Source organism: Ottowia thiooxydans DSM 14619 (assembly GCF_000422885.1).
In the GTDB taxonomy this organism is placed as follows: domain Bacteria; phylum Pseudomonadota; class Gammaproteobacteria; order Burkholderiales; family Burkholderiaceae_C; genus Ottowia; species Ottowia thiooxydans.
Genome location: NZ_AUGX01000015.1, coordinates 26927 through 43976, shown reverse-complemented (window position 1 = coordinate 43976; position 17050 = coordinate 26927). Strand labels below are relative to the sequence as shown.

General features: G+C 59.6%; 18 protein-coding genes. 11 read left to right on the top strand and 7 right to left on the bottom strand.

Annotation, left to right across the window (positions count from 1 at the left end):
• The first annotated feature begins 13 nt into the window (after window positions 1-13).
• The 4 genes from G518_RS0114540 to G518_RS0114525 all read left to right on the top strand — a co-directional run bounded on the left by G518_RS0114540 (window position 14) and on the right by G518_RS0114525 (window position 4171).
• Entirely contained in the window at window positions 14-916 is a 903-nt protein-coding gene (locus G518_RS0114540; protein ID WP_028603178.1) for a LysR substrate-binding domain-containing protein, read from the top strand.
• 202 nt (window positions 917-1118) lie between these two features.
• Entirely contained in the window at window positions 1119-1814 is a 696-nt protein-coding gene (locus G518_RS35215) for an RraA family protein (RefSeq protein ID WP_051236689.1), read from the top strand.
• Window positions 1811-3178 carry an MmgE/PrpD family protein gene (locus G518_RS38485; protein ID WP_051236685.1) on the top strand — a complete coding sequence of 456 codons (1368 nt, stop codon included), beginning with the start codon at window positions 1811-1813 and terminating at the stop codon, window positions 3176-3178. The genes G518_RS35215 and G518_RS38485 overlap by 4 nt, the downstream gene beginning before the upstream one ends.
• Window positions 3179-3196: 18 nt before the next feature.
• A complete protein-coding gene (locus G518_RS0114525; protein ID WP_028603177.1) occupies window positions 3197-4171 on the top strand; it encodes a Bug family tripartite tricarboxylate transporter substrate binding protein in 975 nt (324 codons plus the stop codon).
• 231 nt (window positions 4172-4402) lie between these two features.
• Here the strand turns inward: G518_RS0114525 and G518_RS41300 are convergent, their stop codons facing one another.
• Both G518_RS41300 and G518_RS0114515 read right to left on the bottom strand, forming a co-directional pair.
• Entirely contained in the window at window positions 4403-5440 is a 1038-nt protein-coding gene (locus G518_RS41300; protein WP_028603176.1) for a glycosyltransferase, read from the bottom strand.
• A 38-nt stretch (window positions 5441-5478) separates the two neighbouring features.
• Window positions 5479-6009, bottom strand: coding sequence for a hypothetical protein (locus G518_RS0114515; protein WP_051236684.1), 531 nt, complete (start codon window positions 6007-6009; stop codon window positions 5479-5481).
• Window positions 6010-6108: 99 nt separating this feature from the next.
• Between G518_RS0114515 and G518_RS0114510 the strand changes: the two genes are divergently transcribed.
• Together G518_RS0114510 and G518_RS0114505 are read left to right on the top strand one after the other, a co-directional pair.
• Window positions 6109-6321 carry a DUF3460 family protein gene (locus G518_RS0114510; RefSeq protein WP_028603174.1) on the top strand — a complete coding sequence of 71 codons (213 nt, stop codon included), beginning with the start codon at window positions 6109-6111 and terminating at the stop codon, window positions 6319-6321.
• 57 nt (window positions 6322-6378) lie between these two features.
• Window positions 6379-7209 carry a segregation and condensation protein A gene (locus tag G518_RS0114505; RefSeq protein ID WP_245597977.1) on the top strand — a complete coding sequence of 277 codons (831 nt, stop codon included), beginning with the start codon at window positions 6379-6381 and terminating at the stop codon, window positions 7207-7209.
• 928 nt (window positions 7210-8137) lie between these two features.
• Here the strand turns inward: G518_RS0114505 and G518_RS0114500 are convergent.
• Complete coding sequence (locus G518_RS0114500; RefSeq protein WP_028603172.1) at window positions 8138-9547, bottom strand: GntP family permease; 1410 nt, start codon at window positions 9545-9547, stop codon at window positions 8138-8140.
• Between the two features lie 144 nt (window positions 9548-9691).
• Between G518_RS0114500 and panC the strand changes: the two genes are divergently transcribed.
• Window positions 9692-10540 (top strand): pantoate--beta-alanine ligase, encoded by an 849-nt coding sequence (gene panC / locus G518_RS0114495; RefSeq protein ID WP_028603171.1) that lies wholly within the window; start codon window positions 9692-9694, stop codon window positions 10538-10540.
• Between the two features lie 27 nt (window positions 10541-10567).
• On the opposite strand, the gene G518_RS0114490 is transcribed toward panC, so the two are convergent.
• The 4 genes from G518_RS0114490 to G518_RS0114475 form a co-directional block, all read right to left on the bottom strand.
• Window positions 10568-11593: an NAD(P)H-dependent glycerol-3-phosphate dehydrogenase gene (locus G518_RS0114490; protein WP_028603170.1), complete on the bottom strand. Its 1026-nt coding sequence runs from the start codon at window positions 11591-11593 to the stop codon at window positions 10568-10570.
• A 27-nt stretch (window positions 11594-11620) separates the two neighbouring features.
• Window positions 11621-12061 carry a protein-export chaperone SecB gene (secB, locus tag G518_RS0114485; protein ID WP_028603169.1) on the bottom strand — a complete coding sequence of 147 codons (441 nt, stop codon included), beginning with the start codon at window positions 12059-12061 and terminating at the stop codon, window positions 11621-11623.
• A gap of 289 nt (window positions 12062-12350) precedes the next feature.
• Window positions 12351-12611: a glutaredoxin 3 gene (grxC, locus tag G518_RS0114480; protein WP_028603168.1), complete on the bottom strand. Its 261-nt coding sequence runs from the start codon at window positions 12609-12611 to the stop codon at window positions 12351-12353.
• Between the two features lie 110 nt (window positions 12612-12721).
• A complete protein-coding gene (locus G518_RS0114475) occupies window positions 12722-13129 on the bottom strand; it encodes a rhodanese-like domain-containing protein (RefSeq protein ID WP_028603167.1) in 408 nt (135 codons plus the stop codon).
• Window positions 13130-13236: 107 nt separating this feature from the next.
• On the opposite strand from G518_RS0114475, the gene gpmA reads away from it, so the two are divergent.
• The 4 genes from gpmA to G518_RS0114455 all read left to right on the top strand — a co-directional run bounded on the left by gpmA (window position 13237) and on the right by G518_RS0114455 (window position 17003).
• Complete coding sequence (gpmA, locus tag G518_RS0114470; protein ID WP_028603166.1) at window positions 13237-13980, top strand: 2,3-diphosphoglycerate-dependent phosphoglycerate mutase; 744 nt, start codon at window positions 13237-13239, stop codon at window positions 13978-13980.
• A 138-nt stretch (window positions 13981-14118) separates the two neighbouring features.
• On the top strand, window positions 14119-15555 hold the full coding sequence (locus G518_RS0114465) for a S41 family peptidase (protein WP_028603165.1): 1437 nt from the start codon (window positions 14119-14121) through the stop codon (window positions 15553-15555).
• An 18-nt stretch (window positions 15556-15573) separates the two neighbouring features.
• Window positions 15574-16332, top strand: coding sequence for a HesA/MoeB/ThiF family protein (locus tag G518_RS0114460; RefSeq protein WP_028603164.1), 759 nt, complete (start codon window positions 15574-15576; stop codon window positions 16330-16332).
• A gap of 299 nt (window positions 16333-16631) precedes the next feature.
• Complete coding sequence (locus tag G518_RS0114455; protein WP_028603163.1) at window positions 16632-17003, top strand: response regulator; 372 nt, start codon at window positions 16632-16634, stop codon at window positions 17001-17003.
• Window positions 17004-17050 lie beyond the last annotated feature (47 nt).

The window sequence follows — 17050 nt, the reverse complement described above, 5'->3', positions numbered from 1 at the left end:
CATTGGCCTCAAAGTGAAACGTATTCGGCTGCCCTCCACCACCACGCTCGCAGCCTTCGAATGCGCAGCGCGGCATTTGAATTTTGGTCGGGCTGCGGCTGAGTTGCACCTGACACCGGGTGCGATCAGCCAGCAGGTGCGCCATCTGGAAGAGCAACTCGGTGTGGCGCTTTTCGCGCGCGTGCGTCAACGCGTGTTGCTCACCAGTGCCGGTGAGGGCTATCTTCGCGAAGTGCGGCGCATCCTTCGAGATCTGGGAGAAGTCACCCACCAGGCGATGGCCAGTGGAGACAAGGAAATCCTGAACCTCGCAGTGGTTCCCACATTCGCGGCCAAATGGCTGGTCCCTCGTCTGCCCGGTTTTTTTGCCAAGCACGCTCGCATCAATTTGAACCTCGTGTCGCGAAACGCGCCGTTCAATTTTGGCGCGGAACCCTTCGATGCAGCCATTCATTACGGCGAAGCTTCATGGCCCGGTGCGGTGTGTACGCACCTGCTTGATGACAACATGTGGCCGGTATGCAGTGCGCACTATCAGCGCTCGCTCAACCTTTATTCCCCAGCGGATCTGGAGCGCGCCACGTTACTGCAGCAGTTCACCCGCCCTTCCGCTTGGCAGGAGTGGTTTGCGCAGGCACAGATCGAACCATGGAATGCCTTCCAAGGGCCGCGATTCGATAGCTTCAATATGATTTTGGAAGCGCTGCAGGTGCACATGGGCGTGGGCCTGCTGCCAGACTTTCTAGTGGCAGAGGGTATCGCCCGGGGAGATCTGGTGCGCTTCTCCTCCCAAGGGCTGCCTAGCACACGAGGCTACTACCTCGTGTGCCCTGAGGCCAAGCAGGATGTACCTGCCGTGGCGGTACTTCGTGAATGGCTGCTCGAGGAAATAGCGAAATCGAGCGGCGGCCATTAGGCCGCCACCTCAGAAGGTGTGAACGGATCCCTCATACCCGCCTTGGCCACACCGGACTCATTCACACTTTCTCACTGCGTTTTAACCGTATCAACGGAGTTATTCAGTTTTTCTATTCAACTGGATACTAATCATCGCTTTTCTACAGAGAACGGGCTCCGGACAATACGCGCATTAAAACTGCTTGCGGAGATTGCGAATCATGTCCTTTCAGGCCCCTGACCGCCGCTGGAAAAACCCGCTCACGCCGTTCATTTTCAATCGCGACTTCGAACGCCCTGCGGCAGAGGATGTGGCAACGCTAGCCAGCGCGGAGGTCACTCGAGTCAGCGATCTGGCGGGGCGAATGTACACCTGCCATCCCGCCATTCATTCCCTCATCGCACCCGCGGTTCCGATGTGCGGCCCAGCCTTCACCGTCAAATGCCCACCGGGTGACAACCTGGGCGTGATGGCGGCAGTGCGCACGGTAGGACGCGGGGACGTGCTGGTGGTTGATGGGCTGGGCTTCACTCAGTGGTGCATGGGTGGGTTCGAACTTCTGAAGTACGCCCGCGACGAACGCGGCATGGCTGGCCTGCTCGTGCATGGCGCCTGGCGCGACGTGTTGGAGGCGCAAGCCGAAGGCCTTCCCGTCTACGGCCTTGGGATTTCTCCGCACTCAGGTCCAAAAATTGGACCGGCGGAAGTCAATGTCCCCGTATCTTGCGGCGGCGTAGTCATCAGCCCGGGCGATGTGATCTGCGCCAGTGCTGAGGGCGTGGCTGTCGTGCCGCGCGCCAGCGCGGCCGCGATTGCGCGGGAACTGCGTCACAAAACGAGCGGCCATGGCATCGAGAGTTTTTTGCAGGAAATGGACCAACACGTGGCCGCCTGGCTGCCAGACCAGCCCCAATGAATCCGCTCGGACTGACTCAGGCGCTGGCCACGTTCGTGGCCGATTTGCACGCCGATGGCATACCGCTGGCTGCCAAGCAGGAAGCACGCCGCGCCATCGCGGATTGTCTGGGCGGAGCGCTGGCCGGAGTCAGCGACCAGGTAACGCGCATAGCCTCCTCTGTGCAGGCGCGCCAAGGGGCTGCCTGCACGCTCTGGGGCAGCCTGGACCGTGCGGACGTCTCTGAGGCAGCTCTGATAAATGGCTGCGCCGCGCACGCCCACTCATTGGACGATACGCACGAATCCATGCGAGGCCACGCGTCTGCGCCGGTGGTGCCCGCCATCCTCGCGCTAGGTGAACTTCTGGACTCCAGTGGCGAAGATATCGTGACCGCCTACGTGGCTGGGGTGGAAGTGGCAGGCCGCCTGGGCCGCAGCATCAATGACAGGCATTCCCAATTGGGCTGGCACACCACCAGCACGCTTGGCACAGTAGGAGCCGCTGCAGCATGCGCGCGGCTTTTGAAATTGAACACCGAGCAGACTGCGCACGCCCTGGGTGTGGCCGCTTCCATGGCTGGGGGGCTCCGGGTCAACTTTGGCACCATGGGTAAGGCGTTGCAAGCTGGCTTGGCGGCTCAGCGAGGCGTACAGGCAGCCCGATTGGCCGCAGGCGGCATGGTGACCAGCCCTGTCGCTTTGGAAGGCTACGAAGGTTTCCTCCAATTATTTTGCGATAACGGTAGCCAGGACGTGGCCCGTGCTTTGAGCGGCCTGGGTGAAAGCCTGGAGGTGCTCACGCCCGGCATTGTCTACAAGCAATACCCTACTTGCTCGCTGATGCATGCCTTGATCGACATGGTGCTGGAGGCGCGAGCACAAGGGCTTCTGTCCGACATCGATGCACTGGACTCGCTGGAATTTCGCTGCGCCATCAGTGAGCGCCTGGATGCCGCGCGAGGAAAGACTTGGCCCATTAGCGGCTTGGCTGCCAAATTCCACGTGGAGTACTGCGTGGCCGTAGCAGCGTCACACGGCACCCAAGGTGTTTCTGATTTCACAGGCGATGCGCTGCACCGCCCCGGATTGAACGAAACGGCGCGGCAGGTTCAGATTTCTCTGGGACAGGATTTCCCTCCGGGCAACGGCGACTTTGCCGAACTGGTAATCCTGCGCGGTGGTCAGGAAATTTTCCGCCGACGACAGGCGAAGCCGCTTGGTCACCCCAGCATGCCGCTTTCGACGGTGCAGCACGAAACCAAGTTTATGGACTGCGCCACCCCGGCGTTGGGCCTTCAGCGCTCACGTTGGCTCCTCGAACGACTGCAGGGCCCTGTGCCTTGCTCGGCCCGTGAACTAGCGCTTGCTCTCTCCTCTGATTGAAAAAAAAGGATTTCCACCATGTTTTCACTTTCCCGCCGCCAACTTCTGATCAGCGCCGCCGCACCCCTGGCCGCTCACGCGGGCCTGGCCCATGCCCAGAGCAAGGACACCACCATCATCGTGGGTTATCCGCCCGGTGGCTCGCTCGATGCCATGGCGCGCGTGCTGGCTCAGCGATTGGCAGTGCTGCGCGGCAGCACCGTGATCGTGGACAACAAAGCTGGTTTCTCCGGCAATATTGGCGCCCAGTACGTGGCCAAGGCACCCGCCAATGGAAGCGTTCTGCTCATGACGGCCCTCACCACCTACGCCATCAATCAGAAACTGATGGGCGCCACCATGGGGTACGACTTGCTCAAGGACTTTCAGCATGTGGCGATCGTGGGCTATTTGCCTAATGTGCTCATCGTGCCAGCCAGCTTGCCAGTGAACAATCTGCAGGATTTCGTCAAAGCTGCCAAGGCCAAGCCTGGGGGCTTCTCCATCGCCACGACCGGCGTCGGATCCCTGGAGCACATCGCTGGGGAAATGTTCAAGCGCGCGACTGGAACTGACTTGCTGGCAATTCCCTACAAAGGCTCCACACCGGGCGTGACGGACCTGATCGGCGGGCAGATCCAAGCCATGTTCGTCAACACCTCCACGGCTATCAACAACCTGAAATCAGGCCGAATCAAGGCACTGGCCATTGCAGGGCCGAATCGCGTGGAGGCATTGCCTGGTGTTCCCACCCTGGTCGAGCAAGGTGTGAAGATGGGCAACGATGTGGTCTCCATCTTCGGGATTGCAGCTCCGGCAGCTACTCCGGCAGCAGTGGTCAATCAGCTCAATGCAGATTTGAATACGGTGCTTCGCGAACCTGAGGTCAGTGGCCGATTCTCAGGCCTGGGTGTGGAAGTGGTTACAGAGACCAGCACTTACGCCCGCAACCGCATCACGCAGGAAGTAGGCACCTGGGACAAGGTGATCCGCGAGACGGGTATTACGCTCTAGGAGTCAACGCAGTACGTCGATCAAAGCCCGGGAACGAATGAGTTGCAGCACGTTGCTTGCCCGATGTGGGCGAACCACCGGGCACTGAAGGCGGGGCAAGCATCAGCGCCTCAGGACGCTCAAAACGCAGCGACGTAGGGAGCGCGGAGGTTCGCGCCTCCGCTATGACGGGGCCGCACCTCGGCCGAACTGGGTAGGTGTGAGCAGATCCCTCATGCCCACCCGATTCATTCACACCTTCTGAGAACGTACGCAAAGCGATTGCACGATCTCCGTGAAGCGCTCCAAGTGCGGCTCCCAATGGGTGGGGCGCGCCACTCTCCGGAAGGAAGCGCGCTCGCGCCAACATTCCAACACCCAGTCGGCGGCATGATCGACGTCGTTGGTGACTTCGATGCCAAACTCACGGTGTGCGGGAATGTCAGAGGCCAGTGTCGGCAAGCCCATAGCCAGTGCCTGGCCTATCCCGAGGTTGTAGCCCTCCCAGCGCGAGAAATTCGCGTAGGCGTCGGCTGCCAGATAGATATCGATCAGTTGTGGATCACTCAAGTTGGCCATGGGCACCAGGCCAGCCGCACTCACGGCCTGCACATCAGCCCCTTGAGCCTTGCCGCATTGCACGAACACGATCTCGCCGGGGCTCGCTTGGCCGCGCTGCTGCACCGCAGCCAGTACGGCGCTATAGGTGTCCACCCCTTTGTAGCGGCGCTCAGCTTCATGAAAACGGCATACGTTCAGCACGATGAATCGATCCGACCAGCCAAGAGCCTTGCGAATGGCCTGCCGTCTCGCCAGCCGGTCATCACTCCATTGGCCGAGGTGCCCGTTGGCCAGAGGGAGCACACCTGTGACCGGTGTCCGACTTTCATCGGCCACGGCCTTGGAGTTCGCATACACAGCCATGGCAAGCCGCAGCGAACGATCTTTCTCCTCCAGTAGCTTGAGACGCTCCGCATGGTCGGAAAACCACTCAGCAGGGGGTTCTCCATGGTCATATGCCAGCACGGAACAAACTCGAGGTGCGTGCACCACGCTGTAAAACGGCGGTGTCAGCGCCACAATCAGATCGACGCCAAATCGTTCGGCCGCCAAAGCTGCATCTTCCGGAGCACTGAGATCAATCCGTGCGCAACCCGGATAGGAATAGTCCTTGCCACTGGCTGGCCCTGCAATGAACACCCCCATACCGCTGCGAACCAGCGCACCCGCTTGCAGCGCCAGCACCACGGCGACTCCTTGGCCGATAGCATGCGTACTCGAAGCCAGCATCACCCTCCATGGCCTTCCCACTTTCAAGGCCTGAGGCATCAACCACCGCCTTGCATTTCGGTGCTATCCATGTCCGGACCTGTTTCTGTACGGATCACACGGTATTCAGGATTGAAGACCACATGAAACATCTTCTTGGCGTTCTCGGAAGAATCCATGAAGCGCCACGACCAAACCACCTCGCGCTTGAGCGCATAGGGAATCTGCCGAGCCGGCTTGCCCAGCATCTGGCGCACTTCCTCAACGCCCATACCGGCCTGAACCCTGCGGAAGTTGTCGGGGTTGAGCACTTGCCGCAACGCACTCATCTTGCCGTCTGGGCCGATGCTGATCATGTAATTTTGCGTACCTGCGGGCTGGCGGTTGTACTCGAAGACGCGAGTCCCGCCAGAACCGTTCCAAACGCGCTCGGGTTGACCGAATCGCGCCACCACATCGGCCTCCGTAGAGAGGCCCTCTTCAAGCTCCTTGATGGCCTGCGGGTCACAAGCCGCGAGGCCCAACAGGCTTACCGCAAGCAGCACGCCCGCCAGCCGGCGGGATAAGAATGGGGGTCGAAAGCTTTGCATAGTTGGGGTACCGGTAAAATCTATAGCCACCGCCTCTCCAAGAGGACGCCGGCTGGCTACAGGCTGCCAGCCAATCCCGAATAGCCACAGCAATAGTTTATGTCCATCGCCAACATTTTTCGCCGTCCCCACTACACCTCGGATACCACCGACTTCATCGCGCAGCTCAAGCACGAAAAACCGGGCCTGGATCAGGCTCAAGTGCAAGGCCGTGCATTGCTGTGGGACCGCAAGCAGGACAGGGATTTGCAATCCGAATTCAGCGCCGCGCGTGTTCCCCAGAAGCCTTATGTCTACCAAACCGCCTCTTAAATAGGTCAATAGTTCGTATTGAAGCGCGTGCAGCCGACTGTTGATGCCGCCGCCCTGCTGGTCCCCGCACCGGCAGAGGAAGTGGCGACTCCTCAAGTCATCGACCATGTGGCGGTGGCCCGTCTCTATGGCGAACCTTTGTTCGCCATGCCGCAGGATCTCTACATTCCCCCTGATGCGCTAGAGATTTTTCTTGAAGCCTTCGAAGGCCCGCTGGATCTGCTGCTCTACCTGATCCGCAAGCAGAACTTCAACATCCTCGACATCCCGATGGCTGGCGTCACGCGCCAATACCTCAGCTACGTCGAAGAAATCCGCTCCAGAAACCTGGAACTCGCCGCCGAATACCTCTTGATGGCAGCGATGCTGATCGAGATCAAGTCGCGCATGCTGCTGCCGCCTCGCAAAGTGGCAGAGGGCGAGGAGCCAGAAGATCCGCGTGCAGAGCTGGTGCGCCGCCTGCTGGAATACGAACGCATGAAACTCGCCGGCGCGCGCCTCTCAGAGGTGCCGCTATACGGCCGTGATTTCCTCAAAGCGCAGGTGTTTGTGGAGCAAAGCCTCGCACCGCGTTTTCCTGATGTCGAGCTATCCGATCTCCAGGCCGCTTGGCGCGACATCCTGGGACGTGCCAAGCTGGTGGCTCACCATAAGATCAGCCGCGAGGAACTCAGCGTACGTGAGCACATGACCTTGGTGCTGAAGAAGCTGCAAGGCCGTCGCTTTGCGCCCTTCGAAGAGCTTTTCGACATCGAACAAGGTGCGCCCGTGCTCGTCGTCACTCTGCTGGCACTCCTTGAACTGGGTAAGGAAACCTTGGTCGAGATTACCCAGGCAGAGGCGTTCGCGCCCATATACGTTCGTCTGGCTTATAGATCCCCCCCCTGAGGCGCTGGCGCGCCTTCCCCCCAGGGGGACGCAGCCAGCGGCCTGGCAAAGCCAGCTCCGCGGCTACCCTCGTATGGCCTGCTCCGCGGCCTTCTGACCTTGCTCCATTTCCGGCGATCGGCCTACCCCTGAGGCGCTGGCGCGCCTTCCCCCAGGGGGACGCAGCCAGCTCCGCGGCTACCCTCATATGGCCTGCTCTGCGGCCTTCCGATCTTGCTCCCTCTCCCGCAAGCGGGAGGGCTGGGGTGAGGGTAGGCATCCATGATGAAGGAGCTCCTTTTAGCGCGCATGATGTCCGAAATAATCCTGCCGATGTGGGCCTGAAAAGGATGGTGGTGCTTGAGACGCTGACCCTCACCCCTCCCTCTCCCGCCTGCGGGAGAGGGGGTAAGCCCTTCGCTTGCGACTGACAGTGCAGGGCCGAGCGTAGCAATGGCCCGAGTCAGGCTCCCCACCCCTCTGGCCGCGCTGAGAAGCGGAGGGCGAGGGGCGGGCAAGAGCACTGAAAGATGCTCTTGCTTCGTGAACTAGCTTGCAGCCGCTGTTTGAACGTAGAGAACGAAGTGAACGCAGTGAGTTCGGCTGCACCGCCCCTCGAACGAGCATCGCAGGCTGCCCGGAGCGCAGCGCAGGGACGCGTCCGGCGGGGTCGCCTTTCTTTGGCCTACATTTCTTTGGCGAGCAAAGAAACGTAGGTGCACTGCCGGGGGCATTCCCGGCCTCCGACCTCGGAAAAAGAACGAAGGGTAACTAGCAACCGCAGCGCTTCAATCGACCGCCGCTCGCCCTCACCCCCGCCCTCTCCCGCATGCGGGAGAGGGGGTAAAACCAGTCCACCGCCTCGGGTTCCGGGGCTCAAGCCGACAGGCGTGTTTGCATCAGGCTCTCCCGCAAGCGTGAGTTCAAATGGCGACCCATCTCCCGCTCATCAAAAACTCCCAAACACCGTCCCCAAAGCAATAACCACCGCCAACGCAATCAAGGGCGCCCCAATAGTCATCGCAGCCAGATTCAGATACGACTGCCTGTGCGTCAACTTGCAGATCGAAAGCAGCGTGATCACCGCGCCGCAATGCGGGAGCGAATCAAATACACCGGCTGACATCACAGCCACCCTATGCAGCAGATCCGGGCTGATGCCTGCTTCATTGGCCATGCGAAGGTAATCAGCCCCCAGGGTCTGCAATGCGATCGACAACCCTCCCGAGGATGAGCCGGTGATACCGGACAGCACGTTCATGGCGACAGCCTCTGAAATCAAGGGATTGGTGGAGACATTCAGTACCGCATCGCGGATAAGCGTGAAACCCGCCAGCCCGGCAATAACCGCGCCGTAACCTACTTCGGATGCAGTGTTGAAGATAGGCAGCATAGAACCCAGAACGCCCTTGTTGATGCTTTCCCGCAGATTGGCCCAGCGGCCAAAACCAGCGAACAGCAGCACGACGATGGAGGTAGCGAGCGCAATGATCAAGGCCCACATGCCTGCTTGCCGGGAGGGAGCGAGATGCGGAAAGCTCTGCTCCATGAAACTCCAATCCTTGCCCGGAAAAATGGCGTAGGTGAACAGCGCGTTGATGCCGATCACCAGCACCAATGGCAGCAGCGCCAGAAACAGCGGCATAGGACGGCCACTTTCTCCGCTCATGCCCACCACTTCAGCGGCGTTTGGCGGGATGGCCTCGTCCTCGTGCTGGCCATAGCCCTCACCGCCAGCGCGCGCCTTCCGCTCGCGTGAACGCAGCCACAGCATCCCCAGAGAGAACATGATCAAGCCGCCAATCAAGCCCAGGCCAGGTGCGGCGAAGGTATTGGTGCCGAAGTAAGGAATCGGCATGGCGTTCTGAATGGAAGGCGTTCCCGGCAAAGCCGTCATCGTGAAGGTAAACGAGCCCAGCGCGATGGCCGGCACGACCAAACGCTTGGGAATGTCGGCATCGCGGAACAATGACTTGGCAATGGGGTAGATGGCAAAAGCAACCACAAAGAGCGACACGCCGCCATAGGTCAAAATGGCGCATGCCAGCACCACAGTCAGACTGGCGTACTTGCTGCCGAGCGTGCGTTCAATCCATTTGGCGATCGCCATGGCGGCGCCGGAATCTGCCATGAGTTGGCCAAATAGCGCACCCAGCAGGAAAATGGGGAAGAACGCGAGCATATAGTTGCCCATCGCGCGCATGAAGGTTTCGGTGTAGATGGGCAATACCTGGGCCACATCACCGGACAGCAGCACTGCCAATATCGCCATGATGGGCGCCAAGAGCAGCACTGTGTAGCCGCGATAGGCAAAGAACATCAGCAGCAACAGGGATAAAACGATAGCAAAAGTGCTCATGAACAGCGATTTTCTCCAGCCAAACTCTTGATTATCCCGGGCAATTCACACTTCAAACTTACGAAAAACGTTCTCAATTTAATAAACGTGCAGCCCAGAAAATGGGCACGCCAGAACCGCTCCTGACCACACACACCGACTTTCATGCAAATCGTCCACTCCATCGCCGAACTACGCCACGCACTTCGCCACACCACCCGTCCATCGTTCGTACCCACCATGGGCAACCTGCACGCTGGTCATCTGGCGCTGGTGGAACAAGCGAAGCCGCTGGGCGATGCCACGGTGGCCAGCATCTTCGTCAATCGCCTTCAGTTCTTACCGCATGAAGATTTCGACAGCTACCCACGCACCTTCGGCGACGACAGCCAAAAGCTGGAGGTCGCAGGCTGTGACGTGCTGTTCGCGCCGCGCGAAAAGGATCTGTACCCCGAGCCGCAGGTCTTCAAGGTGCAACCCGATCCCGTTCTGGCCGATCTGCTGGAAGGCGAATTTCGCCCCGGGTTCTTCACCGGGGTGGCCACGGTCGTGATGAAGCTTTTCATGGCCGTTTTTGCAGGCAAGGCCCACGGCACAGCGGTCTTTGGCAAGAAGGACTACCAGCAACTCATGGTGATCCGCCATATGGTGCGTCAGTTTGCGCTACCGATTGACATCGTGGGCCATGAGATCGAACGCGCGGCCGATGGTCTGGCACTCAGCTCCCGCAATGGCTACCTGAGCGCCGCTGACCGTAGTCAAGCCCTGCAATTGCCGCAGGCGCTACAAGTCCTGGCCCTTGAGGCAGCCACAGCTTCAACTGCGCAACTATTAAAACTGGAAGCAGCCGCCATGCAAAATCTGGCAGCGCTTGGCTGGCAGCCCGACTACCTCACCGTCCGCCGCCGCAGCGATCTGCAGCCACCTCAGGCAGGAGATGGTGCAGGCGACCTGGTAGCCCTGGGCGCAGCGCGGATTGGCGCTACGCGCCTGATAGACAACCTGGAAATCTGATCAGCCGGGCATCTCGGCGGAAGGCTCTCAAAGCAGTTCGCCCTTAGGGTCGCGACCCATCAGCGCGGCCACCGCTTCCACCGGCTTGAGCTCTCCATCCAGCAGAGCCACCACATTTTCAGTAATGGGCATCTCCACACCCACATGGCGTGCCCGCTGCAACACGGTACGTGCGCAATAGACGCCTTCAGCCACATGCCCGAGCGACTTCACGGCCTCACCCACCGTCTTGCCTTCAGCCAGCAATAACCCCACCCGGCGATTGCGGCTCAGATCTCCGGTAGCCGTCAGCACCAGATCTCCCAGGCCAGACAGTCCCATGAATGTGTCTGCACGCCCACCAAGCGCTTGCCCCAGGCGGGACATTTCGGCCAGGCCGCGGGTGATGAGGGCAGCGCGCGCATTCAGACCCAGGTTCATGCCGTCAGCCAGGCCGGTGGCAATGGCCAACACATTCTTGACTGCCCCGCCCACTTCAACGCCTGGCAAATCATCATTGGCGTACACGCGCAAAGTCAGGCCGTGGAAAGCGGCAACCAGTGCGTCGCGCACCTCCGCATGCCGGCTGGTAGCCACCAGCGCCGTGGGCTGACCACGTGCGACTTCCTGCGCAAAGCTGGGGCCGCTGAGCGCTCCAGCGAGCAGTTCGGGCGCGGCTTGCCGCTGCACCTCGTGAGGCAACAAGCCAAAGGGATAGGGGGCGGCCTCGTCCTGCGCAGGCTCAAAGCCCTTACAGAGCCAGGCAATGGGCGCCCTGGTTCCTCGCAGCGAGGTGAGTACCTGCCGCAGCCCGGCCATTGGAGTGGCCACCACCACCAAGTCAACCCAGCCGCTATGGGCCGCCAGGGTGCCCGCATCACCCCCGCGCACCAGCAGTTCGTGGGGCAGTGGAATGCCAGGCAGATAACGCGCATTCTGGCGTTCGCTGTGCAAGACAGCGGCCTGGGATTCATCCCTCGCCCACAGCTCCACCGAGTGCCCGGCCGGATTCCGGCAAGCACTCACTGCGATGGCTGTACCAAAAGCCCCTGCGCCAATAATGACGATCTTCATGCCTGGACAAAAACCGTCAAGACTTGATTACTGAGTGACAACAGACGCGCCAGCGCCTTGTTGCTGTTGCTCATACATGGACTGGAAATTGATCTCAGCCAGATGCACGGGCGGGAAACCAGCGCGCGTAATCAGGTCTGCCACGTTGCCGCGCAGGTAGGGATAGACGATCTGCGGGCAGGCAATACCCACAACGGCACCCATCTGGTCTTCAGGAACGTCGCGGATTTCAAAAATGCCGGCTTGCTTGCATTCAGCCAGGAACACAGTCCTGTCCTGAATCTTGGTTTGCACGGTGGCACTCACACAGACCTCGAAGATGCCTTCAGTGACGTTCTCGACATTGACGCCAAGATTGATCTCTACGGATGGCTGCTCCGATTCCAGCAAGATGCCAGGTGAATTGGGTTGCTCCAGTGAAGCCTCTTTGAGGTACACGCGCTGGATGTTGAACACGGGATCAGCCATAAGGATTCTCGGTTGGTATTTGTAAATAAACGCGCTGCAGGGATGCCCGCTGCAGCACTGGCCTGAAAAGGCCCTTGGAACATGTTCGCCATCTATCCGGATACCCGTGACAAATGCTAAACAAGTTGATGCGCCTAGGAAGCGTACGGGAGCATTATCTCAGCAGCCGGTGACATGCTCGTCCTAGGAGGCTGTCGGACTTGGAAATCGCCGGCTGCAAATGGGCCGCAGCGGTCCATTTTCGCTATCGGCGCTCCAAGTCCCACAGCCTCCTAGTGCCCTCAAGAATTTACCGACCCGCCAGAAGGGGGTCCAGCCCTCCCCGTGCATCCAGTGCTACCAGATCATCATGCCCGCCCACATGCGTGCCACCGATAAAGATCTGCGGCACGGTACGCCGGCCAGTGATCTCGGCCATGACATTACGCTGCGAAGGATCGAGATCAACGCGGACCTCCTCGATCTGATCGACACCCTTGCTCTTCAGAATTTGCTTGGCACGGATGCAGTAAGGGCACGTGCCCGTGGAATACATTTTGACTATCTGCATGGCTTTAACTCTTTCAGGCTGCTGTGCGGTTGCCCATGATGCACCGAACAGAAAAACACTGGCGGCTACTGCGATTCGGATAAAAAAGGTACCTGACGCCGCTTGGAACTTCATGTCTCTACCGGCAAGTTAGCGTCACGCCAGGCCTTCATACCGCCACCCAGCGATTGCGCCTTCTCGTAGCCAAGCTTCCTGGCCACACCCACGGCGCGGGCAGAACGCGCACCCGAGGCGCACACCAAAATGAGCGGCAGCGTTTTGTTTTTGACCGTCGTGGGCAGTTTGGCCTCCAGTTCAGCCAACGGAATGTTCTTGGCGCCGGTCACATGGCCAGCGGCGTACTCAGCCGTCTCGCACACGTCGACCACCACAGCCTTCTCCCGGTTCATCAATTGCACTGCCGCGGTTGGCGTCAGCGCGCCCGCCGCACGGCCGCCGGAAATCAGGGGCCACGCCAGCAGACCGCCGGAAACGAGGGCCAGCAATATCAGCGTCCAGTTCGCGATCAAGAAATTCACTTAACTGTTCCTTTTAATAAAAAAACGGGCCGCATCAGCAGCACTCCAGGCGAGATTCTAGAATGTCGGGTTCATCCTCGAATGTTTTAGCCCTAATCGGCCCTCCCATGCACAAGCTTGTTCTGATACGCCACGGCGAATCCACCTGGAATTTAGAAAACCGCTTTACCGGCTGGACAGACGTCGATCTGACGCCCACCGGCATCGAACAGGCCAAGCAGGCCGGCCGGCTACTCAAGGCCGAGGGCTACGAATTCGATGTGGCCTACACCAGTGTGCTCAAGCGCGCTATACACACACTCTGGCATACGCTGGACGAAATGGACAGCGCTTGGCTGCCTACCGTCAAGCACTGGCGCCTCAATGAGCGCCACTACGGCGCCCTGCAGGGCCTGAACAAGGCAGACATGGCCAAACAGTACGGAGACGAGCAGGTACTCGTCTGGCGCCGAAGCTACGACACGCCTCCGCCTGCGCTGGAACCCACCGACCCCCGCAGCGAGCGGGGCGACGTTCGTTACGCCAAACTGAAAGCCGATGAAATTCCGCTCACCGAATGCCTGAAAGATACCGTGGCACGTGTGCTGCCGTTCTGGAACGAATCCATGGCGCCCGCCATATCGGCCGGCAAACGGCTACTGATTGCCGCTCACGGCAACTCAATCCGCGCACTGGTGAAATACCTGGACGACATCCCCGAGTCCGAGATCGTGGGACTGAACATCCCTAACGGCATCCCGCTGGTCTACGAACTTGACGCCAATTTAAAGCCTATTCGCCGCTATTACCTGGGCGACGCAGAAGCAGCCGCCAAGGCAGCAGCAGCAGTCGCCAGCCAAGGGAAAGCCTGAGAATACGGTCCGCGCTCCGTAAACCCCGCGAAAAGCCTGGGGAAACACGGAACTAAGCGGAGTCTGGCGTACCCCAAGACAAGCAAACATGTATATTGGATCGAGGCAGACCTCGATCAACCCAGGAACCGCAACGCCATGAGTCAAAAAGTCAAAATCGCCGGCTGGGTCGCTGCCGGGGCACTGGCCGGCGCGCTCGCCACCGTTTCGCTGCAGACCGTGGCACGTGGAACGCTGTCTCCCCTGCCGCTGGAGGAGTTGCAGCAACTGGCTGCGGTCTTCGGCATGATCAAAAGCGACTATGTCGAGCCGGTGGACGAGAAAAAACTCATCACTGACGCCATTTCCGGCATGGTCGCCAGCCTCGACCCCCATTCACAGTACTTCGACAAGAAATCCTACAAGGAGTTTCGAGAAGGCACCACCGGCCGTTTCGTAGGCGTGGGCATTGAGATCACCCAAGAAGATGGAGTGATCCGCATTGTTTCGCCTATTGAGGGTTCACCGGCTGACCGCGCAGGCCTGAAGCCGGGAGATCTGATCACCAAGATCGACGACACGGCCGTCAAGGGCCTGTCCATGAACGATGCTGTCAAGCGCATGCGGGGCGAGCCAGGCACCAAGGTGCTGCTCACGATTTTCCGCAAGGACGAGAGCCGCACCTTCCCGGTCACCATCACGCGTGAGGAAATCCGCACGCAGTCGGTCAAGGCCAAAGTGATTGAGCCTGGCTACGCTTGGCTGCGCCTCTCGCAGTTCCAGGAGCGAACCGTAGAAGACTTCGTCACCAAGATCGAAGACATCTACAAACGCGAGCCCAATCTCAAAGGCCTGGTGCTGGACCTGCGCAATGACCCGGGCGGCCTGCTTGATGCAGCGGTCGCAGTGTCTGCCGCTTTCCTGCCTGCCAATGTGACCGTGGTGTCCACTAATGGTCAGATCGAGGAAAGCAAGTCCATCTTCAAGGCCCGTCCAGAAGATTACATGCGCCGCCGTACGGCCGACCCTCTCCGGCGTCTGCCGGCTGCCCTCAAGACCGTCCCCCTGGTGGTGCTGGTCAATGAAGGCTCTGCTTCCGCAAGCGAAATTGTGGCCGGAGCGCTACAAGACCACAAACGCGCCACCATCATGGGCAGCCAGACCTTCGGCAAGGGCTCCGTGCAAACCGTTCGCCCTCTTGGGCCGGACACCGCACTGAAGATCACCACGGCACGCTACTACACACCGAGCGGCAAAACGATCCAAGCCAAGGGCATCGTGCCCGACATCATGATCGATGACACTGCAGAGGGCAGCCCTTACGCCGTGCTGCGCACGCGGGAAGCTGACCTTCAAAAGCACCTGGTGGTGGGCGGCGAGCCCGAGAAACCAGATCCCGCCCTGGAAAAAGAGCGCGAAGCAGCGCTGAAGAAGCTTGAGGAAGAATCACGCAAGCCAGCCGCACAGCGCAGGCCGCCTGAATACGGCAGCGACAAGGACTTCCCGCTGCTGCAGGGCTTGGCGCAGCTGAAAGGCCAACCGGTCAAGGTCAGCAAGACTCTGGTTGAGCGCAAGGATGAGCCCAAGACCGAGTAATGCAGAAGCGGCGGTTCGATGAATGATCGGCAACTGCTGCGCTATTCCCGCCACCTGCTCCTCGATGAACTAGGCATCGAGGGGCAGCAGAAGTTGCTGGAGGCGCACGCCTTGATCCTGGGCGCCGGAGGGCTTGGCTCTCCGGTGGCGATGTACTTGGCCAGTGCGGGTGTTGGTCGCCTGACTATCGTCGATGACGATAGCGTCGACCTGACCAACTTGCAGCGCCAGATTATTCACACTGAAGCGCGTGTGGGTCTTCCCAAGGTGGATTCTGCCAGGCAGACCATCGCCGCCCTCAATCCCGAGGTGATCGTGGAAACCATCGCCCGGCGAGTGGATGCACAACAGCTCACCGAACTGATGGGGCGGGCCGACATCGCCATCGACTGCACCGACAATTTCGCGACTCGGCAAGCACTCAATCATGCGTGCGTTGCAACACGAAAACCCCTGGTGTCCGGTGCGGCGATCAGCTTCGATGGCCAGATCTCCGTCTATGACTCGCGAGACCCCGTGTCGCCGTGCTATGCCTGTGTGTTTCCTCCCACGCAGGAGGTCGAGGAAGCGCGCTGCTCCACCATGGGTGTGTTCGCGCCTATCGTTGGGATGGTGGGCACGCTCCAGGCAGCCGAAGCACTGAAAGTACTCTGCGGAATCGGCTCTCCGCTAGTGGGACGATTGTTGCTGATCAACGCCCTGCGCACGGAGTTCAATGAAATGCGGCTGCTGCGTGATCCTGCGTGCCCAGTGTGTGGCCATACCGCTCATTCATAAGAACGTCGTTTCTCGAAGTATTCCAACTTACGCCACTTCGCAAGAAACGCGCCTTCGAGCACACACGCTCCAAACAAGGCCTTTTGTGCAACCTCACTCGCTGAAAGCGTAGGAAAAGTCCTACACGCGCAAGCTCTTGCTGCTGTCAGACCGGGCGGCGTAAGCCCCTTATATTCGATGTAAATCCTTACTGTTTGGGTTGATGACCCTTACAGTTCATTAGGTTTTATTTTCACCAACTTTCAAAATCTTACCTTTCAAAAGTTCTCCAAACCCCTTTTGTAGTTAAGTAGCATTCAGTGCGCGCATACATCGTCGAAGACAACCCCACCATACGAGAGAATTTAGTAGGTACTCTTGAGGAGTTGGCGGGGGTGAAATCCGTGGGATTTTCGGAAACCGAAAACCACGGCGCGCAGTGGTTACAGGATCACCGTGACCAATGGGACGTGGTCATCGTGGACCTTTTCCTTAAGCAAGGCAGCGGCTTGGGGGTGATAGAAGCCTGCCGTAACCGTGATCCGCAGCAGCGGGTCATTGTGCTGACCAATTACGCTACGCCTGACATTCGCAACCGGTGCTACCACCTGGGTGCTGATGCCGTATTTGATAAATCCACAGACATCGACTCGCTGATCGACTTCTGCGTGGGTTTAGGCGGCGTCAACTGAAGTGACGGCTCTCGCCCAGAGGCAACTCGGGCGAAAGCGCGCTCCGG